Origin of the sequence: Natronorubrum sulfidifaciens JCM 14089 (assembly GCF_000337735.1) — an archaeon.
Taxonomy (GTDB): Archaea; Halobacteriota; Halobacteria; order Halobacteriales; family Natrialbaceae; genus Natronorubrum; species Natronorubrum sulfidifaciens.
Map to the genome: position 1 here is coordinate 21930 of NZ_AOHX01000037.1, position 20083 is coordinate 42012.

The 20083-nt window shown below is 63.3% G+C and carries 22 protein-coding genes and 1 pseudogene; 8 read left to right on the plus strand and 15 right to left on the minus strand.

The window, feature by feature from the left end:
• Positions 1–163: 163 nt before the first annotated feature.
• Positions 164–1093 carry a D-2-hydroxyacid dehydrogenase gene (gene ddh, locus C495_RS08435; protein ID WP_008161915.1) on the plus strand — a complete coding sequence of 310 codons (930 nt, stop codon included), beginning with the start codon at positions 164–166 and terminating at the stop codon, positions 1091–1093.
• 63 nt (positions 1094–1156) lie between these two features.
• On the plus strand, positions 1157–1738 hold the full coding sequence (locus tag C495_RS08440) for a pyridoxamine 5'-phosphate oxidase family protein (RefSeq protein WP_008161917.1): 582 nt from the start codon (positions 1157–1159) through the stop codon (positions 1736–1738).
• A 13-nt stretch (positions 1739–1751) separates the two neighbouring features.
• Here the strand turns inward: C495_RS08440 and engB are convergent, their stop codons facing one another.
• Positions 1752–2369, minus strand: a complete 618-nt coding sequence (engB, locus tag C495_RS08445) for a GTP-binding protein EngB (RefSeq protein WP_008161919.1) — start codon at positions 2367–2369, stop codon at positions 1752–1754.
• Positions 2370–2813: 444 nt separating this feature from the next.
• A complete protein-coding gene (locus C495_RS08450) occupies positions 2814–3284 on the minus strand; it encodes a hypothetical protein (protein ID WP_008161921.1) in 471 nt (156 codons plus the stop codon).
• Positions 3285–3416: 132 nt separating this feature from the next.
• On the opposite strand from C495_RS08450, the gene C495_RS08455 reads away from it, so the two are divergent.
• Positions 3417–4709: a TIGR00341 family protein gene (locus C495_RS08455; RefSeq protein ID WP_008161923.1), complete on the plus strand. Its 1293-nt coding sequence runs from the start codon at positions 3417–3419 to the stop codon at positions 4707–4709.
• A gap of 133 nt (positions 4710–4842) precedes the next feature.
• Here the strand turns inward: C495_RS08455 and C495_RS08460 are convergent, their stop codons facing one another.
• Both C495_RS08460 and C495_RS08465 read right to left on the minus strand, forming a co-directional pair.
• Entirely contained in the window at positions 4843–5151 is a 309-nt protein-coding gene (locus C495_RS08460; RefSeq protein ID WP_008161925.1) for a hypothetical protein, read from the minus strand.
• Between the two features lie 52 nt (positions 5152–5203).
• A complete protein-coding gene (locus tag C495_RS08465; RefSeq protein WP_008161928.1) occupies positions 5204–6199 on the minus strand; it encodes an NOG1 family protein in 996 nt (331 codons plus the stop codon).
• A gap of 81 nt (positions 6200–6280) precedes the next feature.
• Between C495_RS08465 and C495_RS08470 the strand changes: the two genes are divergently transcribed.
• Positions 6281–6685, plus strand: a complete 405-nt coding sequence (locus C495_RS08470) for a DUF5518 domain-containing protein (RefSeq protein WP_008161930.1) — start codon at positions 6281–6283, stop codon at positions 6683–6685.
• A gap of 35 nt (positions 6686–6720) precedes the next feature.
• Here C495_RS08470 and hisE read toward each other — a convergent pair whose 3' ends face one another.
• The 4 genes from hisE to C495_RS08490 form a co-directional block, all read right to left on the minus strand.
• Positions 6721–7005 (minus strand): phosphoribosyl-ATP diphosphatase, encoded by a 285-nt coding sequence (gene hisE, locus C495_RS08475; RefSeq protein WP_008161931.1) that lies wholly within the window; start codon positions 7003–7005, stop codon positions 6721–6723.
• Positions 7006–7473, minus strand: coding sequence for a bifunctional nuclease family protein (locus C495_RS08480; RefSeq protein WP_008161935.1), 468 nt, complete (start codon positions 7471–7473; stop codon positions 7006–7008).
• Between the two features lie 110 nt (positions 7474–7583).
• On the minus strand, positions 7584–8198 hold the full coding sequence (gene pdxT, locus C495_RS08485) for a pyridoxal 5'-phosphate synthase glutaminase subunit PdxT (RefSeq protein ID WP_008161936.1): 615 nt from the start codon (positions 8196–8198) through the stop codon (positions 7584–7586).
• A gap of 161 nt (positions 8199–8359) precedes the next feature.
• Complete coding sequence (locus C495_RS08490; protein WP_008161938.1) at positions 8360–8521, minus strand: preprotein translocase subunit Sec61beta; 162 nt, start codon at positions 8519–8521, stop codon at positions 8360–8362.
• A gap of 212 nt (positions 8522–8733) precedes the next feature.
• On the opposite strand from C495_RS08490, the gene C495_RS08495 reads away from it, so the two are divergent.
• The gene (locus C495_RS08495) at positions 8734–9036 is read left to right on the plus strand and encodes a thioredoxin family protein (RefSeq protein WP_083902467.1); all 303 of its coding nucleotides are present in this window, start codon (positions 8734–8736) and stop codon (positions 9034–9036) included.
• A gap of 97 nt (positions 9037–9133) precedes the next feature.
• On the opposite strand, the gene C495_RS08500 is transcribed toward C495_RS08495, so the two are convergent.
• On the minus strand, positions 9134–9643 hold the full coding sequence (locus C495_RS08500) for a hypothetical protein (RefSeq protein ID WP_008161945.1): 510 nt from the start codon (positions 9641–9643) through the stop codon (positions 9134–9136).
• Between the two features lie 78 nt (positions 9644–9721).
• A pseudogene (locus C495_RS08505) lies at positions 9722–10599 on the minus strand (SDR family oxidoreductase).
• A gap of 146 nt (positions 10600–10745) precedes the next feature.
• Between C495_RS08505 and C495_RS08510 the strand changes: the two are divergent.
• The gene (locus tag C495_RS08510) at positions 10746–10934 is read left to right on the plus strand and encodes a hypothetical protein (RefSeq protein ID WP_008161946.1); all 189 of its coding nucleotides are present in this window, start codon (positions 10746–10748) and stop codon (positions 10932–10934) included.
• 22 nt (positions 10935–10956) lie between these two features.
• Here C495_RS08510 and C495_RS08515 read toward each other — a convergent pair whose 3' ends face one another.
• Positions 10957–12486, minus strand: coding sequence for a carboxypeptidase M32 (locus C495_RS08515; protein ID WP_008161948.1), 1530 nt, complete (start codon positions 12484–12486; stop codon positions 10957–10959).
• A gap of 213 nt (positions 12487–12699) precedes the next feature.
• Between C495_RS08515 and C495_RS08520 the strand changes: the two genes are divergently transcribed.
• On the plus strand, positions 12700–13056 hold the full coding sequence (locus tag C495_RS08520) for a hypothetical protein (protein ID WP_008161949.1): 357 nt from the start codon (positions 12700–12702) through the stop codon (positions 13054–13056).
• 28 nt (positions 13057–13084) lie between these two features.
• Here C495_RS08520 and C495_RS08525 read toward each other — a convergent pair whose 3' ends face one another.
• On the minus strand, positions 13085–14185 hold the full coding sequence (locus C495_RS08525) for a M20 family metallopeptidase (RefSeq protein ID WP_008161954.1): 1101 nt from the start codon (positions 14183–14185) through the stop codon (positions 13085–13087).
• Between the two features lie 61 nt (positions 14186–14246).
• Positions 14247–15881: a globin-coupled sensor protein gene (locus C495_RS08530; protein ID WP_008161956.1), complete on the minus strand. Its 1635-nt coding sequence runs from the start codon at positions 15879–15881 to the stop codon at positions 14247–14249.
• 144 nt (positions 15882–16025) lie between these two features.
• Here C495_RS08530 and C495_RS08535 point away from each other — a divergent pair, with 144 nt between their 5' ends.
• Positions 16026–17906: a PINc/VapC family ATPase gene (locus tag C495_RS08535; protein WP_008161957.1), complete on the plus strand. Its 1881-nt coding sequence runs from the start codon at positions 16026–16028 to the stop codon at positions 17904–17906.
• A 180-nt stretch (positions 17907–18086) separates the two neighbouring features.
• On the opposite strand, the gene C495_RS08540 is transcribed toward C495_RS08535, so the two are convergent.
• Positions 18087–19148 carry a Brp/Blh family beta-carotene 15,15'-dioxygenase gene (locus tag C495_RS08540; protein ID WP_008161959.1) on the minus strand — a complete coding sequence of 354 codons (1062 nt, stop codon included), beginning with the start codon at positions 19146–19148 and terminating at the stop codon, positions 18087–18089.
• Complete coding sequence (locus tag C495_RS08545; protein WP_008161961.1) at positions 19138–19920, minus strand: lycopene cyclase domain-containing protein; 783 nt, start codon at positions 19918–19920, stop codon at positions 19138–19140. Before C495_RS08545 ends, C495_RS08540 begins: the two co-directional genes overlap by 11 nt.
• Positions 19921–20083: the final 163 nt, after the last annotated feature.

A 20083-nucleotide genomic window follows, 5' to 3' on the forward strand; every position in this document is an offset into this window, starting at 1 on the left:
GTGACGAACTGTTACCCCCTCCGAGCCCCTTGTGACGAGGCCTTTTCCCGAGCCGCCTTCTGACAGCCCGACAGCGCATGCGCTGGTGCTCGAACGGAATAGCTGTCGATTTTCGACACGGACGGGGCAAAGCTTGAACCCCCCATCGTTCGTACCGAGGGCCATGCAGTTCGAACTCGAACGACTCGGCGTCCACGACTCGGTCAGCGCGGTGTTTCCGCCGTCTGAACTCGAAACGTTCCTCGCCGACCTTCCGGTCTCCGTCGAGGTGGTCGACGACGACGGGATCGACGCCTGCGACGCTGTCGTCACTCGCGACTACCACGAGGCGATGCTCGAGTGTGCGTGGGTCCACTCCATTCAGGCGGGAATCGACCGCTTTCCACTCGATGATTTCGAGGCCAACGACGTCGCGCTGACCAACAGCACGGGCATCCACGACCGAACGATCGGCGAGACCGTCGCGGGCTATCTGCTTGCGTTCTCCCGGCGGCTCCACGAACACGTCGCCAACCAACAAAAGCGCCGCTGGGACCGACCCGAGTGGGACGAGGCGTTTACGCTTCCCGGCACGACGGCCTGTGTCGTCGGCACCGGCACCCTCGGTCGCGGCGTCGCCGAGACCCTCGGCGCGCTCGGCGTTCGAGTAACCGGCGTCCGTCGCTCGACCGACCCCGTCCCCGGCTTCGAGGAGATTTATGCCACCGACGACCTCCACGCCGCAATCGGCGAGGCCGACTTCGTCGTCGTCACCGTGCCGTTGACCGACGACACCGAGGGACTGTTCGACGCCGCAGCGTTCGACGCCATGCGCGAGGACGCCTACTTCGTCAACGTCGCCCGCGGCGCGGTCGTCGACGAGCCGGCGTTGATCGACGCCCTCGAGTCGGACGCCATCGAGGGCGCGGCACTCGATGTTTTCGAGACCGAACCGCTGCCCGAGGAGTCCCCGCTGTGGGATCTCGAGGACGTCATCGTCACACCACACTGCGGGGCCTTCACGCGTGACTACTTCCGGGACGTCGGCGGAATCGTCCGCGAGAACGTCGGTCGACTCGAGGCAGGCGAGCCACTGCACAACCGCGTCGTCTGAGCGATCCGACGCGACCAAGTGTGCTACGATAACAGTTATCGCCCATCGGCGTTTTCGAACGATATGCAAGAAAATCGGCCCGAAGTCGACTCGAGTTCTATCCGATATCAGGGCAAGGCGGTCGACGACTCGGAGTGGATCGTCGAGTTCTTAGCCGAGCGAGAAACCGGCGTTCTCGGTCTCATCGATCAGGACCAGAATGAACCCCACCTCCTAACGCAGCTGTTCGTCTACGACGATGCGGCGGGTGCACTCTTCGTCCACGGGGCTCGAGCGGGTCGAGCGCACGACCTCGTCGAGGACAGCGACGGCGCTCGAGCCTGCTTCACGACGAGTGAGATGGGGCGGTACATCCCCGCCGACGAGCCCGTGAACTTCACCGTCGAGTACGCCAGCGTGGTCGCCTACGGCGAGATCGAGTTGCTCGAGGAGCGTGCCGAAAAACGCCGGGTTCTCGAAACGTTCATGGCGAAGTTCGCACCGCATCTCTCCGTCGGCGAGGACTACGAGGAGATGACCACAGAGTCGATCGACCGGACGGCAGTGTATCGCCTCGAGGTTGAGCGCTGGAGCGCCAAACAGGGGGAAAAGCCACCAGCGTACCCCGGCGCGTACGAACTCGACGGCGTTCGTGACTCGAGGTGACTGGTGGCGACGATCAGAAGAACTTGAACAGGTCGTCCCGGTTCTGTTCGTGGAGGTGTTCGCGGACGGCCTCGTTCAGCGGGTCGATCTGGCCGCGTTTGGCCGTGATCGGCGCGATCGTCTCCTGCCACTGTTTCCACGGCGGGAGCAGGCCGAGTCGATCACAGAGGTCGTCGAGGCGTTCGTCTTTGTCGTCGACTTTGTCCATCTTGTTGACCGCGACCACTGTGGGGATGTCGAGTTCCCGCAGGAAGTGGAACATCTCGACGTCGTAGGGGATCTCGTCCGGCCCCGAGTGGCGGTCGATGATGTCGATGACGCTCTTGCCGTCGACGACGAGCACCGCGACGAGGATGTTGTCGGCGTACTCCTCGAGGTAGTGAACGATGTTCGTCTTGATCTGTTCGCGGTGGTCCTCGTGGACGCCGCTCATAAAGCCGAAGCCGGGTAGGTCGGTGATGACGAAGTCCTCGGGGGCCCAGTCGTAGTGATTCGGTTCGCGGGTGACACCGGGACTGCCGCCGGTGTCGAAGCTGTGGCCGGTCAACTCGCGCATCAGCGTCGATTTGCCGACGTTCGAGCGACCGACGAGGGCGACTTCGGCCTCGCGGCCCGGGCGTGTTTCGAACATACGCCGTCATAGGCGCGTCTCGGGTTTATACTCGGTGAATGGGGACGGCTTGGCGGACCTCAAGCGGTCGTCTCGAAAGGACGGCGGTAAAGTACCACGGGTCGGGTGACCCGTGGCGTTCGTCTCTGGCCAACACCACCAGAAACGGTGGTGAAGGCGGCATCGAACTGTAATCCCCTTCGCGCTCGCCTGATGGCTCGCGTGGAACCAGTAACACCCGAACACGCCGTTTGCATCCGTGAAGGTCAGCCCCTTTACGTGGGCTCGACACCACCAGTCTCACCACGTCTTACCATGTTTCAGTGCGTGGATTTTGAGAGGTTGTTAACGGTGAGTTCCTACCTGATTCAACGGGATAATATATAATAAAACAGTGGGCTGTGACGAGGTGCGTACGCGATTCACCCACGGGTCATCTGACCCGTGGAACTCTCGCTGTACCCTTTAGATGACGGTCACGAGGAGACTCCCGACGACCATCGAGCCGATCGCGAGGGCGGTGATCGCGACGAGTCGCGCTCGAGACGGCTCGGCCTCGAGGTCGACGTATCGGCTGCCGCGGGCGGTCTGGAGCCCCATCCAGACGAGCGACCCTGCGCCAACGGTTGCCGCTGTCGCAAACAGCAGGGCGTCGATACCGCCGGTTTGGAGGGTGTGAACGCTCGAGAGAACGAGCACGAGTGCGAGGATGATGTCGGCGATGCCGAGAAAGACGTTCCACGAGAGGCGCCGCGAGCCGACCGGAATCGAGTCGACGGTGCCGCCGATGATCGACAGCGTCGCCGCGGCGGCAAGGCCCGAGAGCAGCGCGGCTGTTATCGGGTCTGAGAACGCGTCGTGTCCGAAGACGGCGAGAAAGCCCGCAGTCAGCACGAGCAAGCCGCCTCCGAACCACGGCTCGAATCGTCGACGCATGTTTGAACCACCCACATGTCAGTACAAAACTGAACCGGTAGATTCAGTCGGCAGCGCCCGTTCGCCGAGAACGTGCCGAGAAGCTGGCGAAAGCGTCCCAAGTTATGACCCCGGGGGTTCTCATCGGCACACGTGCGGCTCGTACAGCTGACGATTCCGACGGGTAAGCGCCAGACGATTCTCGAGACGCTCGACGAGCGCGGGATCGATTACGTCGTGACTGACGAGGACAGCGACCGGAAGTACACTGCGGTCGTCTACTTCCCGCTCCCGGCGTCTGCAGTCGAGCCGGTCCTCGACGAGATTCAGGAGACGGGGATCGACGACGACGCCTACACGGTCGTTGTCGATGCGGAGACGGTCGTCTCTCGGCGCTTCGAGGCGTTGCGCGAGGAATACGAGAACGGCGACGTCGGGACGGATCGGATCTCGAGACAGGAGCTCCAGGCCGAAGCCGACTCGCTCACGCCGACGTTTAGTGTCTACTCGGTGATGACGATCATCAGTGCCGTCGTCGCAACGGCGGGGCTGTTGCTCGACTCGCCGGCTGTCGTCGTCGGCTCGATGGTGATCGCGCCACTGATCGGGCCGGCACTCGGCGCGAGCGTCGGCTCGGTGATCGACGACGAGGAACTGTTCAGACACAGCGTGAGCTATCAGGTGATCGGCGTCGTCCTCGCCATCGTGGCGGCGGCCATTTTCGCGTGGTCGGTCAGGACGATGAACATCGTCCCGCCCGGACTCGATATCGCCGGCGTCGACGAGATTGCCGAACGCCTCGCACCCGACTTACTGTCGCTTGCGATCGCGCTTGGTGCCGGCGTTGCAGGAATCATCAGCATCGCGACCGGAACCTCCGTCGCGCTCGTCGGCGTCATGATCGCGGCGGCGTTGATTCCACCCGCCGCAGCCGCCGGGATCGCGATCGCATGGGGTCAGCCCTCGGCCGCGATCGGGTCGACTGCGCTCGTGTTGGTCAACGTTCTCTCGGTGAACCTCGCTGGTCTCCTGACGTTGTGGTACGTCGGCTACCGACCGGAGAACCTGTTTTCGCTCGATAAAACACAACAACGCGTTCGGCGACGGGTGCTTGGACTGGCCGTGATCGTCCTCGTCTTCGCGGTCTTTCTGGGGGCCATTACCTACTCCTCGTTCGTCGTCTCGAACTTCGAGGAGAACGCCCGCGGTGAGGTCGAGATGACGCTCTCGGAGGACGAGTTTTCGGAGTACCAGCTCCTCGAGTTCGAGGTCGTCATGGACGATAACTATCCGTTCGTCAGCCCGGAGCAGGTGACCGCCACCATTGGCGGGCCACAAGGAGAGATCCCACCGGAGCTAGCCGATCAGTTACACGAGCGAATCAATCAACACACGGATGAGACGGTCACCGTCGAGATCAGAACCGTCGGACTCGTCGAGCGCTGAGCGGTCGACAGCGTCGACCCGCTCGTCTCGTGTCCAACACTGCTTGCACCGTCTCTCGAGTCCGTGAGACGGTCTGCTGGTCCGACCACGGAGCGGCGTCGGTGATCGGCGGGCAGTAACTCCAGGAGACCGTCTATCGCCGAAACCGATCGAGAAGCGTCGCCTGTCCACTGGTATCGTCGACCTCGCCTGTGGCCTCCGTGTCGCCGTTGGCTGTCGACTCATCGCGGCCGAGCCGCCGGCGAAGCCACGCTCGTGGCCCGCCGATCCGGTTGATCAGATACGTGGGGAAGTACAGTGCGACAGCGCCGAGTGCGAGGAAGCCAACGCCAGCGATGGGCCGACCAGTCCGAAGGAACTCGATTCCCACGACGAACATCGGCCCGGCCATCGACATGCCGGCGGCGGTCTGGAGCATCCAGAGGATTCCGGGGCCTTTCATCGTCGTTCCGAACGTGGCTGTCGCGTGCGATCTCGGTCGGTCGCCGTCACTGTCACCCCTCGAACGGGAGTTCCGGCTCGTAGCCCACCGCGTCGACGGCTGCCTCGAGCACCGTCTCGACGTCCTCGCCGGTTTCGACGCTCATCGTGTAGTCGGCGTTCAGTTCGTCTGCAAGCGACTCGTCCCAGACGTCTTTCCGGTCAACTTTGTTCGCGACCGTGAGGACCGGCACCTCCTCGAACTGGGCGGCGATCGAGTCACGAAGCTCGAGTTGGGACGCGAGCGGATAGCCGCATTCGGCGCTCGGGTCGACCATGACGAGCATGCAGTCGGCGAGGTGCTCGATGGCGCTGACGGCCTGTGACTCGATCTCGTTGCGCTCTGCCGGCGGTCGGTCGAGCAGTCCGGGCGTGTCGACAATCTGATACCGAATGTGGTCGTGTTCGAAGTGGCCGAGACCGATCCCTTTGGTCGTAAAGGGGTACGATGCCGTCTCTCCGCGAGCGTTGGTAATGTCGTTGACGAACGAGGATTTGCCGACGTTGGGGTAGCCGGCGACGACGATTGTCGGCTCGTCGGGGTTGATCTCGGGCAGGTCCCGCAGGTCGTTGCGGGATTTGTTGATGTAGAGCAGTTCGTCGTCGATCTGCTCGACGATGTCCGCAAGCCGTGCGAAGGCCTGTTTTCGGTGCTTTCGGGCCGTATCGACGTCGGTTTTGCGGAGTTTTGGCTGGTACTCCTCGTGGATCTCGCGGGCTTTCCGGCTGGCCCACATCACTTCTGAAAGGCTCTGTCGGAGCTCATCGACGTCGACGATCGCATCCGCGAGTTCGTAGTAGAACGGATGGACGTCGTCTTCGTACGCGAAATCCGGCCACGCCGTGACCACGTTCTCTAAGTTGTCCGAGATGATGTTCGCCGCGGTCTGGAGCATCGACTGCTGGGCCTCGAGGCCGCCTTTGGCCTTGCCGGCTCGCGCTGCCCGCGAAAACGCCTTGTCGATCAGCTCTTCCGACGTGGGCGTCGTCGGAAGGTCTTCGAAAATCATATCCACTGCTAAGAGATGCGGTCTTAAAAGGTCGTTCGTTATGCGGCGAGGGCTTATTTCTGCCCGGCACCTATACATCCTATGACGAACTGGCGTGCCGTACTCATCGGCTTTCTCGTGGCGACCGTGCTCGGACTGTTCGGCCTCGTCCTGCCGGGCGTCGGCCAGCTCGCAGCAGGTCTGATCGGCGGCTTCGTCGCCGGCTACCTCGCCGGCGGCGGCCTCGGCCGTGGCTTTTGGCACGGACTGCTCGCGGGCGCACTCGGCGGGATCATCGGCGGGCTCTTCATCGCCGTCTTCGTGGGACTCGCCGGCTGGGTGGCCGGCCCTGCAGGCGGCATGCTTACCGGGGTCGCGGGGATTGGCATCTTCGCCGTGGCAGTGCTCGTCGCGTTCGTGATGGCACTCGAGAGCGCGATCGCTGGCGCTGTCGGCGGTGTCCTCAACCCCGACCGGCCGGACTACAGCCGGCGCGGTCCGTACTGATACTGTCGGACCGTCTGAAAATCAGCCGATGCGTGTCAGCGCCGGGCCTCGAGTTCCGCCTCGAGGTCCTCGAGGCGCATCTCTTTCATCGAGAGCAAGACGAGCAGATGGTAGACGATGTCGGCGGCTTCGTAGGCGATTTCGTCGTGGTCGTCGTCTTTGGCCGCGAGTACGAGTTCGGTCGATTCTTCGCCGAGTTTCTCTAACACTGCGTTCTCGCCTTTCTCGTGGGTGAACAGCGAGGCAGTATAGGAACCCTCAGGCAGTGTTTCCTTTCGGTCTTCGATCACAGCGAACAGTTCTTCGAGCGTCTCCTCCATTCACAGGTCACCCGCCATAGTGCGAATGTCTTCGAGTTGCTCGAACTTTTCGGTGTCGTCTCGGCCGTCCTCGAAGACGGCCTCCGTGATCTCGATCGGCACGTTTGTCCGCGCCGCAAGCGCCAGCGAATCGCTCGGTCGGGCATCGATGACCGTCTCTCCGCGCGGCGTCTGGACGTGCAAATCCGCGATGTAGGTGCCGCCCTGTCCATCGTCACGGTCCTCGATTTCGCTGACGACGACGCGATCGACCCGGCCTCCTAGCTCTTCCATCACGTCGAGCAACAGATCGTGTGTCAGCGGCCGACCGATGTCTTCGGCCTCTAAGCCGCGAGCGATGCTCGTCGCCTCCTCGAACCCGATGAAGATCGGGACCACGTCGTCTTCGTCGTCGACGCTGAGGACGACCACTGGCACTGGGCCCTGTGGCGTCCCCGCGACACGGACCGCGTCGATAGCAGCCTGCATATCCATTCCCTCGCGTGCCACGGAGAAAACACGTCCGGTCGCGAATGCATGCACCAGGCATCGAGGGCATTCGCCAGCACACAAACTGGCCAACAGCAGCCGTTCCGTCGTTACGGCTCCTCGAGCGCCGGTATCGTCGCGTCGTCGTTTTCGAAGAAGGCCAGTCCGTGGATGCGGCTGTCGGGGGTCAGTTCGGGATGGAACGCGGTGCCGACGACCGGCCCCTGTTTCACCGCGACCGGGCGGTCGTCCCACGAGGCGAGCACCGTCGCCTCACCCACGTCGTCGATCGCTGGCGCGCGGATGAACACCGCCGGATACGGCTCGTCGAGGCCCGCGACGTCGAGTGGAGCCTCGAAGCTGTCTTTCTGCCGCCCGAAGGCGTTTCGCTCGACCGTGACGTCGAGCACGCCGAGTTCCTCGACCCGGTCGTCGGCCGCGTCGCTCGAGGCGACGATCAACCCGGCACAGGTCGCAAGCAGCGGTTTGCCGGCGGCGACGTGGGCCTGAATTTCGGCGGCGATCCCTTCGTTGTGGAGCAGTCGGGAGATGGTCGTCGACTCGCCGCCGGGCATCGCGAGCAGGTCACAGTCGGGGGCGAGCCCCGAGTCACCGATCTCGTGGACGGTGACCTCGCGGTCGTGGGCCCGTGCGGCCCGTTCGATAGCGGCGGCGTGCTCTTCGACGTCGCCCTGAACGGCGACGACGCCAGCGGTCAGAGACATGCGCTGGGCTAGGGAAGAGGGGTTCAAAAAGGTCGCGTCCGGGACGGACGCTGTCGGATTCGAACGCACGACGGCCACTCACAGCGTGTTCGGTGGGACTGGTTCGACCGAGAACCGCGCTGCTGGTCGGCTGCTGATCGCCGTGGCGGTGAAACCGCCGTCTACGAGACGAACGTCAGGAGCTGTACGAGAACGCCGATCATGACGCCGGTCGCAATAACCGTTTTCGGGTCGATCTGGATCGCTCTCGAGTCCTCCGAATCGAAGTACCGAACGAGTCCGGCACTTGACATCAAGCCGCCGGAATTTTGTCCTTTGTCCATACCGGCCACTACGTCCAAGCGAAACTAAAGCTTTCGTCCCTGTCCGCAACGTGACGTCGTGATGGCTGTCGGACGACGCTGAGACACGAACACCGGACAGACGACCGAATCCCGAAGCGCGTTTTCGACCGCCACCTCCGTTATATCGTCCGTACAGCCTCTCTCTCCCGCTCTCGCTCTCGCTGCCAGTCGATCCGCAGTGGGAAACCCTTATGCGCGCTGCGTGGCAACTAGCACTGGACCGTATGACTGTCACACTTAAGGACTTCTACGCTGACTGGTGTGGCCCCTGCAAGACCCAGGACCCGATCCTCGAGGAGCTCGAGGACGACTGGGAGGGCCGATTCGAGGTCGAGAAAGTAAACGTCGACGAACAACAGGATATCGCCAACGAGTATCAGGTACGCTCGCTGCCGACGCTGGTCATCGAGAACGACGACGGCATCGTCGAGCGGTTCGTCGGTGTCACCCAGCGTGAGGACATCGAGGACGCCCTCGAGTCGGCCGGCGCGTAAGCGACGAACGGAGACTCGGGCCGGTATCGTTTTTATCGACGCGTTCGCCGGTGAGCGCTAGCACCCGTACTCCAGCGAGCACCGCGACCGACTGTCGTCACGGCTCGTCTGGATCGAACTCGTCGGCTGCTGGTTCCTCGCTGGCACCGAAGGTGTCGGTTGCGGATTCGTCGTCGATGTCGAACGCGTCGGTCTCGAGTTCCTGCCCGTCGACCCCAATGTTGCCGTCTTGAATTTCGATAACGACCCCGTCGGTGGTCTGTTCGCGACCGATCAGCTGGTTCGTCGCCGACTCGACTTCCCGATTGACCGACCAGACGAACCGGAGGACGGCCTCGAGTTCCGTGCCGGCTCCCCGGAGCCCGCGTTCGGGCGAACCGTCGCCGAGACTCTGAGCACCTTCGGGATGCAGATACTGGATCGGGTGGTCGGTCGGCACTTCCCGTAAGTCGACGTCGAACGACCAGAGATACGGCAGTGCCTGCAGTGCGTACCCGTTCGGTTTCGGTGCCGTGCGGCCCGCAGCCGTCAGTGCCACGCCGATCGCCGTCGTCCCGGAATCGGTGTCGTAGTAGACGCCAGGAACGCCTGGAATGGAGAGTCGCATACACGAGCGATAACGCCCATTACGGGTGAGTGCACACCCGGCACCTTCACGGTCGTTTTATCTGGAGAACAGCGATCGTCAGAAGCTGTCTGCGAACTTGTTGCGCCGATTGACGTCGATCTCGCTCACGCTCGAGCCCTCACGCGTAGCGGCGAAGACGATTGCCTCGGCGACCTCCTCGGGTTCGCTGGCTTCGCCTTCCTCGAAGTGTTCTTCGAAGGTCGTCCCGTCGGTCGTCTCGAACTCGGAACGGACTTCGGCCGGGTTGATAATCGAGACGCCGACGCCGTCGTCGCCCACCTGTGCGGCGACGCTTTTCGCGAACCCACGGACCCACCACTTCGAGGCCGTTCACGAGAGCAAATCTCGTGAGCCCGCCAGAACCGGCGGTTCTGGCGACGGCATAGACGGGGTTGAACGACCGGGGGTACTGGCCCGCAAAACTCCCGACGAAAAGCAGGTGGCCGTTACGCTCGCGGACGTGGGGGATCGCCGCCCGTGTCGCGTAGAAAACGCCGTCGACGTTCGTTTCCTGCATCGTCTCATACTCGTCGGTCGACAGCGCTTCGACGTCGCTGCCCCGCGAGAGCCCCGCGTTGTTCACCAGTACGTCGAGGCTGCCGAACGTCTCGACGGTGGTGTCGATCAGGGCGTCGACGGCGGCCTCCTCGCGAACGTCCGTCGGCACGACCAGCGTCTCGGCGCCGTGAGTCGACTCGAGATCGGCTGCTATAGTAGCCACTGAAAGTCAGTGCACACCCGATCGCACGATGGCTGTGCGATCGGTGTGTAAACCGTTTCAGTTGTTACTATAACGCAGTCAGTCGATCCTCGCTTCTGGCTGCGAGGACGACGTTCGAACCCTCGGCCGCGAGCGCCCGTCAGGTCGCCGCGCCGATACCCGTGCTTGCGCCCGTGACGATCGCTGTCTGTCCCTCGAGTGGACGGCCTGTCATAGCCATATCCACGGCCATTGTGCCCTAAAAATCGCGCTTTCCGGAACCTGTGACGGGCCGTAACCGTCTCCACGAACACTCCATCGCCCGTGGAAATCATCGATCCTTGATATAGGTATTTATGTTACATCGTGCTACGTCGACCCATGAATCCGGAGGCCGAACGCCGGTGTCACCTGCTGATCGGCAGCTCGTTAGTTTTGTTGACAATCGGGATCGGCTACGACTTCCTCGTCGGAACGAAACTGGCCGACTTTCTGGTGATCATCGCCGGCCTGTTCATCGGCTGGGTGGCCTTCCTGTACTGTTTGGGCAACGCCGCGTTCTGGCAGTAGTCAGCGTCGAAGTGACCCCTGCTTACGCCTCGAGGTCGTACAACTCGCCGTACTTCGTCTCGACGTACTCGAGGAAGTGGTCCGCGGTCAGTTCCTCGCCAGTTGCGCGCTCGATCAGCGCTTGTGTCGTGTACTGCTTGCCGTGCTGGTGGATCTGTTCGCGAAGCCAGCCGTTCAGGTCGTCGAGGTTGCCCTCGCGGATGTCGCTGTCGAGGTCGCCGAGGTCGGCTTCGGCGGCCGCGTACAGTTGGGCCGCGAGCACGGAGCCAAGCGAGTACGTCGGGAAGTAGCCAAAGGAGCCGTGGGACCAGTGGATGTCCTGCAGACAGCCCTCCGCGTCGGTTTCTGGCCGGACGCCGAGATACTCCTCGTACTTGTCGTTCCAGACCTCGGGGACGTCCTCGACCGCGAGGTCGCCCGAAATCAGGTCGCGCTCGATCTCGAAGCGGATCACGATGTGCAGGTGGTAGGTGAGTTCGTCCGCCTCGACGCGAATGAGGTTGTCGTCGTGGACCTGATTTGCGGCTTCGTAGGCGGCTTCGGGCGTGACGCCCTCGAGACTCGGGAACCGTTCGCGGGCGACCGGGAGGAACTGCTCCCAAAACGGCCGAGAGCGGCCGATGTGGTTCTCCCAGAGCCGCGATTGGGATTCGTGAACCGAGAGGTCTCGAGCCTCACCCAGCGGCGTGCCATAGCCCTCGTCGGGTAGGCCGAGCGTGTAGTTCGCGTGCCCGAACTCGTGGATCGTCGAGGTAATCGAGCCGAGCAGATCGTCTTCCTCGAAGCGGGTCGTCACACGCGCGTCGAACTGCGTGCCGGAGGAGAACGGATGCGGGGCGGTGTCCAGTCGGCCGCGATTCCAGTTGTACCCCAGCGAGTCGAGGACGTCACGCGCGAGCGCTTCCTGATCGTCGTCTTCGAACGTGCCCGCGAAGGCGTCGGTCTCGAGGGCGGCGTCACTGTCTCCGATTGCGTCGATCAGCGGGACGAGTTCGTCGCGCAGGCGCTCGAGCACCCCTTCGGCCGTCTCGAGGTCGATGTACGGCTCGTAGTCCGAAAACAGCACCTCGTAGGGGTCGGCGTCGGGGTCGATGTGGGTGGCGTACTCCCGTTTGAGTTCGACCAGTTTCTCGAGGGTGGGCGCAAACGCCTCGAAGTCGTCGTTCTCCTTGGCCTGTTTCCATTTGGGGTGGGCGTTGGCGGTCGTCTCGGAGATTTCCTCGACGAGTTCCTGTGGAACGCTGGTCTCGCGGTCGTAGCGTCGACGGACCTCGCGGACGACCGCGGCCTGCTCGTCAGAGAGCGTCGCTGATTCGAGCTCCTCGAGCAATGCCCCGGTCTCGTCGGCCGTCAGCAGTTCGTGGCTGATCGACGACAGCGTCGAGAGCTGCTGGGCGCGGGCGGGCGTTCCTTCGTCGGGCATTACGACTTCTTGATCCCACTGGAGGATGCCGGCCGCGTTCGACACGTTCGCGATTCGTTTGACGCGCGTTTCGAACTCGCTGTAGGTCTCGGATGGAGCCCCGTCGCTCTGGGGCTGATCGGTCGTCATGGGCGTATCCTAGCGGAGACGCGGTATCAACGTCGTGGTTCCGGCACCCTCGAGTGCCGTCTCACCGAGGAACTCATTGGAACGATGACTGTGTCAGCTGATGAATAATGTACGCCGTGAGTGGTGAATCCAGGCGGATAGCGGTTCTGTAATATCGGTGTGGAACACGCAAGCAAGTGACTGTTCGGGCTCCTTGACCAGTCTGTTAGTACAATGGTAGTCGCTTCGATAATCGTATTCATCGCGAGCCTGTTGATCGGTGCACTAGGTATCTACGTCGGCGCACGCGTTATCGTCGGCGCTGGCAACTTCGACCACGCAATCGTCACCGCGATAATCGGGGCGGTGGTCTGGGCCCTCGTCGGTTTCTTCGTCGGCTGGATACCGCTGCTTGGACCGCTGCTGGCCCTACTCGCGTATATCGCGGTGATCAACTTCCGATATCCCGGCGAGTGGACTGCCGCGGCGATGATCGGTATCCTCGCGTGGGTGACCGTCCTGATCGTCCTGTACGCGCTCGCCGCGCTCGGTGTTACCAGCTTCGGTGCCGTCGGCGTCCCCGGCGTCTGAGAGTCGCTATTCGCTCCAACTCTCGCAACTATAGCCACGACGCCGCGACCCGTCGGTAGGTCTCCCGACACCGCTCGAGCACCGCGAGCGAGACGCTTTCGGTGTCAGTGTGGGCCTCGCCGGGCTCGGACGGCCCGTAGATCACGCACTCGCAGCCGGCCTGTGCGAGCCATCCGGCGTCGGTTGCGTGTGGTTTCGTCACGAGCGCCGGCGTCCCCGATTGGGCGGCGTCGGCCGCCTTGCGGACCGCCTCGGCGAACGCCTCGTCCGTGCAGCGCATCGGCGGCAGGTCCTGCTCGACGGTCCACGTGACGCCCTCGAGGGTTTCGACGCGCTCGAGGGCGGCGCGTTCGCCCGGCACCGTTCGCTCGTCGACGGTCAGCGTACAGCGGTCGGGGATGACGTTCATCGCCGACCCACCTTCGATCTCGGTGACGGCGAGACTGCCCGACAGCGTCTCGCCCGCCACGTCGATCGCCGGGGTCTCGAGGGTGCGAACGAGGTCGACGGCGTCGGCCGCGCGGTAGATGGCGTTCTCGCCGGCGTCGACTTCGCTCGCGTGGGCGGCCGTGCCGCGAGCGGTGATCGTACTCCCGCGCCGGCCCTTGTGGGCGACGGCGACGTCCGTCACGCCGGGACTCGAGTAGCCCGTCGATCCCTCGCCGACGATGGCGTAGTCGGGAGAAAAGCCGTGCTCGATGGCGTGTTGTGCGCCGACCCCACCGACTTCCTCGCCGACGAAACTCGCGAAAACGAGTTCCCCGGCTGGCGACGGGTCGCTGTCGCGAAACGCGAGCATTGCGGCGGCGACTGCCCCTTTCATATCCGCCGCGCCACGGCCGTAGAGGCGACCGTCTCGCTGCTCGACGACGTACTCGAAGTCCCCCGTTGGCGTCTCGGACGCCGTCTCAACCTGCGACGCCGCGGGCTCGACGACGTCGTGGTGGCCGACGAGCGCGAGCGTCCGGTCGCCAGTTCCCTTCCGTGCGATCACGTTCCCGGCCATATCGCGGGTGACGGCGGCGTCGGTCTCGCGTCGAAGCCACGCCTCGATGACGTCTCCAGCGGCCGTCTCGTCGTCGTGGCTCGGAATCGACACCAGTTCGCGCGTCAACTCACGGACGGTCATGTCGACTCCTACAACGCGGTGGGTGTTGTGTCCATCGAGCGAGCACGTCCGGCCGAGGGAGTTACTGCACCTGCTCGTACACCGGCCGGTCGTCCTCGTCGTCCTCGTCGGTCAGCCTCGAGACCGTCTCGCCGACGCTCTGGAGGCTGGCGGTCTGTTCTTCGCTGGCTGCAGCGACCGATTCGGTTGCGTCGGCGACCTGAGTCGCCGTCTGCGAGATGTCCTCGACGGTCGTCGCCGCCGTCTCGACGTTGCGCGCCTGCTGGTCGGTCGCCGCCGCGATGTCTTCCATCTTCGACGCCGTCTGGTCGACCGCGCCGTGGATCTCCTCGAGCGAGTCCATCGTTTCACGGACCCGGTCGGTGCCGTCGTCGATTCGCTCGGCCGTCTCCTCGGTCGTTTCGACCGTCTTCATCGCGTCCTTGCGAACGCCTTCGACGGCGTCTTCGATCGCCGCGAGGTCGCGTTTGGTCTGCTCGGCGAACGACTCGACTTCGTTTGCGATCACGCCCATCGTCCCCGCGTTCGCGCCCTCCGAGCGCGACGCCTCGATCTTGGCGTTTTTCGCCAGTACGGTCGTCCGCTCGGCGACGTCGTCGAGTCGCTCGAGGACCGCGTCGATCTCTTCCGTTCTGCTCTCGAGGTCGGCGGCGGATTTGGTCACGTCTTCGGTCGCGTCCTCGATGGCCTCGAGTTCGTCCAAGGCGTCGTCGGCCGCCTCGACGCCGTCAGCGGTGAGCTGTTCGGCTCGTTCGCTCTCCGAGTGGACCTCGTCGGCGACGCTGGCGACCTCTTCGATCGCGGCGCTGAGCTCGCCGAGTTCGGTCGCGGCCTGATTCGTGTTTCTCGCCTGTGCGTTCGTGTGGCTGCTGATCGTCTGAGCGCGACCGGCGATCACCTCGCTTGCGTTGTGCAACTCTTCGATCGGCCCCTGCACGTCCTCTTCGACTTCCTGTGCCAACCGCTGGCGGCGCTCGATCGAGTCCTCGAGGCGCTTCGCGTAGGAGTCGACGTACGTGTCGGTCGCGATCTGCATGTCGAGGTTGATGATGCGCAACAGCGAGAGCACGTCCATCATCCCGTCGTCGACCGCGTCTCTGACGGTTTCCTCGAAGGATTCCTCGAGGCCGTCATCGTCGTCGTCGCCACCGAAACCGAGCGCGCTGACGAAGCCGCCGATACCGCTGCCTTCGGATTCCTGTTCTTCGACCCACTCCTCGATCGCGTCGACGACCTGCTGCTGGGCGCGCTCGTTGAGCCGATCGAGCAACAGCGTGTAGTAGACGCCGTACTGACCCACGTAGTGTTTCAACGGCATGTCGAGAATCTCGTGGAGCTTGCCGACTCGAGCCCGGTTCGCAAAGAACGACTGGTCGTAGTCGCCCGTCGACAGCGAGACGAGATACGCTCGCTGGGTCTGTTTCAGCGCCGGAACGTCCTTCGGCGAGCGGTTGATGACCGCTCTGGTCTGTTTGTACTGTAGAATCTTGTCGTAGAAGTCGTCTGCAATCTCGTCTTGGTTCTCGCGCAACAGCGTCTCGAGATCCTCGAGTCGGGCCTCGTCTTCCTCGTCGAAGCCGACGAACTGCTTTCGCCACGCGATCTCGTCGTCATCGAGTCCGATTCGGTCTACGAGGTTGTCAACGGCCAGAAACTGGTTGAGTCCCCCCTCTCCAAACGTTTGCTCAGGGTCCATTACCCATCCCTCTGCTATGTATGGTGTAATAACCAACGAATGTTCCCGCTGTATAGGACATCGTGTGCCGTGCCCAGTCGTGTCGTGACACGCGTGTCGTTGCCGGTGGAACACCCTTATAGGGGTCCGTCGACCAGTTACAGTATGCACGTCGTGCCGGATACGAGCGTGGTCATCGATGGCCGCGTTTCGGCGACGATCGATGATGGGCAGTTCGAGGGAGCGACGATTTCGGTGCCGGAGGCCGTCGTCGCGGAACTCGAGGCGCAGGCAAACGACGGGATCGACAGTGGCTGGGACGGCTTAGAGGAACTCCAGCGACTCGCCGACCTCGCCGACGAGGGCGTGATCGACCTCGAGTATATCGGCGAGCGGCCCGACGCCATCGAACGGGGCCACGCCGCCGAAGGCGAGATCGACGCGCTGATCCGCGACCTCGCTGAGGACCTTGAGGCGACGTTCTTGACGAGCGACGTCGTCCAGGCCGAAGTCGCGAAAGCGAAAGGCCTTGACGTCGAGCACGTCTCACCGGAGGTCCGCACAGTAGGGACGCTGACCGTCGAGAACTACTTCGACGACCAGACGATGAGCGTGCACCTCAAGACGGATACGGTTCCGATGGCCAAGCGGGGCGAACTCGGTGAGATGCGCTACGAACAGATCGCCGACGACCGGCTCGATGAGGCGACGATGGACGAGTACGCCCGCGAGGTCGTCGACGGCGCAAAGGAGTCGCCAGAGGGGTTCATCGAACTCTCCGAACCGGGCATGAAGATCGTCCAGTTTCGGGATTATCGAATCGCCATCGGCCGCCCGCCGTTCGCCGACGGGATCGAAATTACGGCCGTCCGCCCGATCGCCCAGACCGACATCGAAGACTACGAGAAGGCCGACGAACTGAAAGACCGACTGCTCGAGCGCCAGCGTGGCGTCCTCATCTCGGGGGCACCAGGGGCCGGGAAGTCGACGTTCGCACAGGCAGTCGCTCGCTACATCTCCGAGCACGATTACGCCGTCAAGACGATGGAGAAACCGCGGGACCTGCAGGTCGGCCCCGAGATTACCCAGTACACCGAACTGGGCGGCGAGATGGCCAAAACCGCGGATGCGCTCTTGATGGTCCGACCCGACTACACCATCTACGACGAGGTCCGCAAGACCGACGACTTCGAGGTCTTCGCGGACATGCGACTGGCCGGCGTCGGGATGATCGGTGTCGTCCACGCGACGCGACCGATCGACGCCCTCCAGCGCCTCGTCGGCCGGGTCGAACTCGGGATGATTCCACAGGTCGTCGACACCGTCGTCTACATCGAAGCTGGTGAAGTCAACACGGTCTACGACGTCAAAACGGAGGTCAAAGTCCCGGCCGGGCTGACCGAGGAGGACCTCGCTCGACCCGTGATCCAGGTGACGAACTTCGAGACGGACGAGCCCGAGTACGAGATCTACACCTTCAACCGACAGGTCGTTACCGTCCCGCTCAAAGACGAGGAGGGCGGCCCCGGGACCGAGTCCGGCGTCGACCGAATCGCCAAAAGCGAGATCGAACGAGAGATCCGCTCGATCGCCCGCGGCTACGTCGATGTCGAACTCAAAAGTCAGAACAAAGCCGTCGTCTACGTCGAAGAGAACGATATCTCGAGCGTGATCGGCAAGGGTGGCGGCCGGATCACCGACGTCGAGAACCGACTGGGGATCGATATCGACGTCCGGACCCACGACGAGAACCCCAACTACGGCGCGGGTGCCGGGGCTGGCGGCAGTGGCGGAGCCAATCAAAGCGGTGGTGGCGGACAGGCAGCGGGCCAGATGGTCACCCCCGAGATCACCTCGAGACACGTCGTCGTCCCCGTCGACGGCAACCACGGCGAAACCGTCGAAGTGCAAGCCGGCGGCGAGTATCTGTTCACCGCGACGGTCAGCCGCGGCGGCGAGATTCAGGTCTCTCGAGGGAGTGCGATTGCCGACGAGCTAGAGCAGGCGATCGATCGCAAAGAGCCGATCACGGTTGTCCCGTCGTAGAGCCCACACAGCGAGCGAATGGTCTTCCTCGTGGCCGAAATGAACGAGGGCCCAGAAGACCCCTCACTTCCAGTATCTTTGACGTAGATTTTTCGAGGAGCGATGAGTGAGCACTGTGAGCGAACCCGACGAAAACGTACGTATACAAGAGTCAGATCTCAAGGGAGCGAGCGCTGACCCCTATGGCGACCAGATTCGCTGTTCTCGATCAAGCAACGTGACGACGACGACGTGCGGGAGCGTCAACACCGCGATCGTCACTAGATAGACCGCGAGGACGTCGGCGACGGACGCGGGTGTCTGTGGGACGGAGAGCCAGATGCCCACGAGGACGATCAGCCCGCCAACGGTCAGTGGGGCCGCATCACGGGCGAACCGCCGCCACGCGGTCCCGATCGCCCCTCGATCGAGCGCTGTGCTGGCGACGGAGTCGACGAGCATCGTCCGAATGATGTGCCGGAGCGAGTGCCAGAAACAGAAGTAGAGACCGATCGCGAGGATCGGTGGGACGACTGCGAAGTAGACGACGAGTCCGAGTGTTTCGGTCGCATCGACCAGCCACGGACCACGGCCGTCCGGCCCTGTCCGGAAAAAGCCACGGAGCAACGCGAACGCGACCAGCCCACCGAAACCGATTGCGATGGCCGTCCGGATAGCCGGCGAGAACATCGGCTCGAGCGCTGCCACCGCATCGGGGTCGAACAACCCGACGATCGTCTCGGCGACGAAGGCGTACTGCGCTGGGAACGCGATCAGCGGGACGAGCATCGGAAGCCCGCCTCGGACGACGAGGGCGAGCAATCGGCTGGTCCGCGTCTTGAGGTGGTCGGCGCGGACGAGCGCGAGCAGAGCGTAGACGTCGCCCTGGCCCCAGTGGACGAGCGTGACGAGAATAAACAGGGCGAACGCATGGACGGGGGCGAGAAGCCACAGAACAGCGTAGGCAGTGCCGACAAACAGATACAGAAGACCGACGAGCAACAGCGAGCGACGGGTGACGGGATCACCTCGAGCCCGCGGCAACACGAGGTGGTCGACGGCCCCGTGAGGGAGTCCGAGGACAACGACGCTGAGCGCCAACGGAACGTATTGATACGAAAGCGGTGGCGAGCCGACGAGAGCCGTTACCGAGACGGCGACAGCGAGGGAGAGCAGGCCGACGCCGAGACTTAGGCGAGCCGCCCGCTGTCGACTCTTCTCGCCATCCGAGACGACGCAACGAAGGGGCGTCTCACGGCTCATTGGAACTCGTACTGAACCGAGTCAACGCTCGAGAGAGCGTCGGGACTTCGTGGATTCGATCGAGCAGCCACAGATACATGACGATTCCCTGAACGATGAAGATATTAGTTACGAGAAAAAACAGCGCTTCCTCGATGGGGAGTCCCAGCAGCGTGTACCCAGTCGTGTACGTGTCCGAGATGACCCAGATACCGAGTTCGATCGCGACCCGATCGACGATCCAGAGGTAGACCGTCGGGACGGCGATAGCAACCAGTAGCGGTCGACGGACAGCCCAGAGGTACGTAAGGCCGAACCCCCATTGAATAGCGAGGATCGGGCCGGTCCAAAGCAACAACCAGCCGAGATAGTACGTTGAGGTGCCGCCAGTCAGGAGCCAGCCGATGCTGGCGACCGACAGACCACCTCCGACGCCGATCAACCGGTGTGTGTGTGGGATTGCGAGCGATCGGTCGGCGGTCGCCGGGATCTGGAACAACCAGAACGCGGTCAGTATCGGCTGGAGGACGAAGAAGAGGTACTCTTCGATCGGCGTGTGCCAGACGGTCGCGACGACCGCACCTTCGCCATACCACCAGACCTCACCGGGGATGAGATGATTCGTAAACGGCGTCGTGTAGACGACGGCGAGGCAGATCATGATTCCGAGTCCGGAGAGCGGTCGAACGCCCCACCAGGCCTGATCGCGCCGGAACGCGAGCCAGCCTAAAATCAAAAGCGGCGGGAGAATAAACGCTAGATGAACACCGAAGTACGTGAGTGGGACGGTCATGAGTATGTTGGCGTCTGTCGCAGGCTCCCCTGTACAGGGTGGCGGTTCTGTGGCCAGACTAGGGCCGGCGTCGGCAAGGCCCTGAATCCAAACTGGTTAGGCCCGATCAGGGCGCGAGTCGGCGTGTCGGTACCGATGTGGACGCTGGGTCGACGAGCTCGGT

What these genes read in the sequence shown, in the direction of transcription:
- ddh (WP_008161915.1), top strand. Translation starts at nt 164, where the DNA reads ATGCAGTTCGAACTCGAACGACTCGGCGTCCACGACTCGGTCAGCGCG.
- C495_RS08440 (WP_008161917.1), top strand. Translation starts at nt 1,157, where the DNA reads ATGCAAGAAAATCGGCCCGAAGTCGACTCGAGTTCTATCCGATATCAG.
- engB (WP_008161919.1), bottom strand. Translation starts at nt 2,369, where the DNA reads ATGTTCGAAACACGCCCGGGCCGCGAGGCCGAAGTCGCCCTCGTCGGT.
- C495_RS08450 (WP_008161921.1), bottom strand. Translation starts at nt 3,284, where the DNA reads ATGCGTCGACGATTCGAGCCGTGGTTCGGAGGCGGCTTGCTCGTGCTG.
- C495_RS08460 (WP_008161925.1), bottom strand. Translation starts at nt 5,151, where the DNA reads ATGAAAGGCCCCGGAATCCTCTGGATGCTCCAGACCGCCGCCGGCATG.
- C495_RS08465 (WP_008161928.1), bottom strand. Translation starts at nt 6,199, where the DNA reads ATGATTTTCGAAGACCTTCCGACGACGCCCACGTCGGAAGAGCTGATC.
- C495_RS08470 (WP_008161930.1), top strand. Translation starts at nt 6,281, where the DNA reads ATGACGAACTGGCGTGCCGTACTCATCGGCTTTCTCGTGGCGACCGTG.
- hisE (WP_008161931.1), bottom strand. Translation starts at nt 7,005, where the DNA reads ATGGAGGAGACGCTCGAAGAACTGTTCGCTGTGATCGAAGACCGAAAG.
- C495_RS08480 (WP_008161935.1), bottom strand. Translation starts at nt 7,473, where the DNA reads ATGCAGGCTGCTATCGACGCGGTCCGTGTCGCGGGGACGCCACAGGGC.
- pdxT (WP_008161936.1), bottom strand. Translation starts at nt 8,198, where the DNA reads ATGTCTCTGACCGCTGGCGTCGTCGCCGTTCAGGGCGACGTCGAAGAG.
- C495_RS08490 (WP_008161938.1), bottom strand. Translation starts at nt 8,521, where the DNA reads ATGGACAAAGGACAAAATTCCGGCGGCTTGATGTCAAGTGCCGGACTC.
- C495_RS08495 (WP_083902467.1), top strand. Translation starts at nt 8,734, where the DNA reads ATGCGCGCTGCGTGGCAACTAGCACTGGACCGTATGACTGTCACACTT.
- C495_RS08500 (WP_008161945.1), bottom strand. Translation starts at nt 9,643, where the DNA reads ATGCGACTCTCCATTCCAGGCGTTCCTGGCGTCTACTACGACACCGAT.
- C495_RS08510 (WP_008161946.1), top strand. Translation starts at nt 10,746, where the DNA reads ATGAATCCGGAGGCCGAACGCCGGTGTCACCTGCTGATCGGCAGCTCG.
- C495_RS08515 (WP_008161948.1), bottom strand. Translation starts at nt 12,486, where the DNA reads ATGACGACCGATCAGCCCCAGAGCGACGGGGCTCCATCCGAGACCTAC.
- C495_RS08520 (WP_008161949.1), top strand. Translation starts at nt 12,700, where the DNA reads ATGGTAGTCGCTTCGATAATCGTATTCATCGCGAGCCTGTTGATCGGT.
- C495_RS08525 (WP_008161954.1), bottom strand. Translation starts at nt 14,185, where the DNA reads ATGACCGTCCGTGAGTTGACGCGCGAACTGGTGTCGATTCCGAGCCAC.
- C495_RS08530 (WP_008161956.1), bottom strand. Translation starts at nt 15,881, where the DNA reads ATGGACCCTGAGCAAACGTTTGGAGAGGGGGGACTCAACCAGTTTCTG.
- C495_RS08535 (WP_008161957.1), top strand. Translation starts at nt 16,026, where the DNA reads ATGCACGTCGTGCCGGATACGAGCGTGGTCATCGATGGCCGCGTTTCG.
- C495_RS08540 (WP_008161959.1), bottom strand. Translation starts at nt 19,148, where the DNA reads ATGAGCCGTGAGACGCCCCTTCGTTGCGTCGTCTCGGATGGCGAGAAG.
- C495_RS08545 (WP_008161961.1), bottom strand. Translation starts at nt 19,920, where the DNA reads ATGACCGTCCCACTCACGTACTTCGGTGTTCATCTAGCGTTTATTCTC.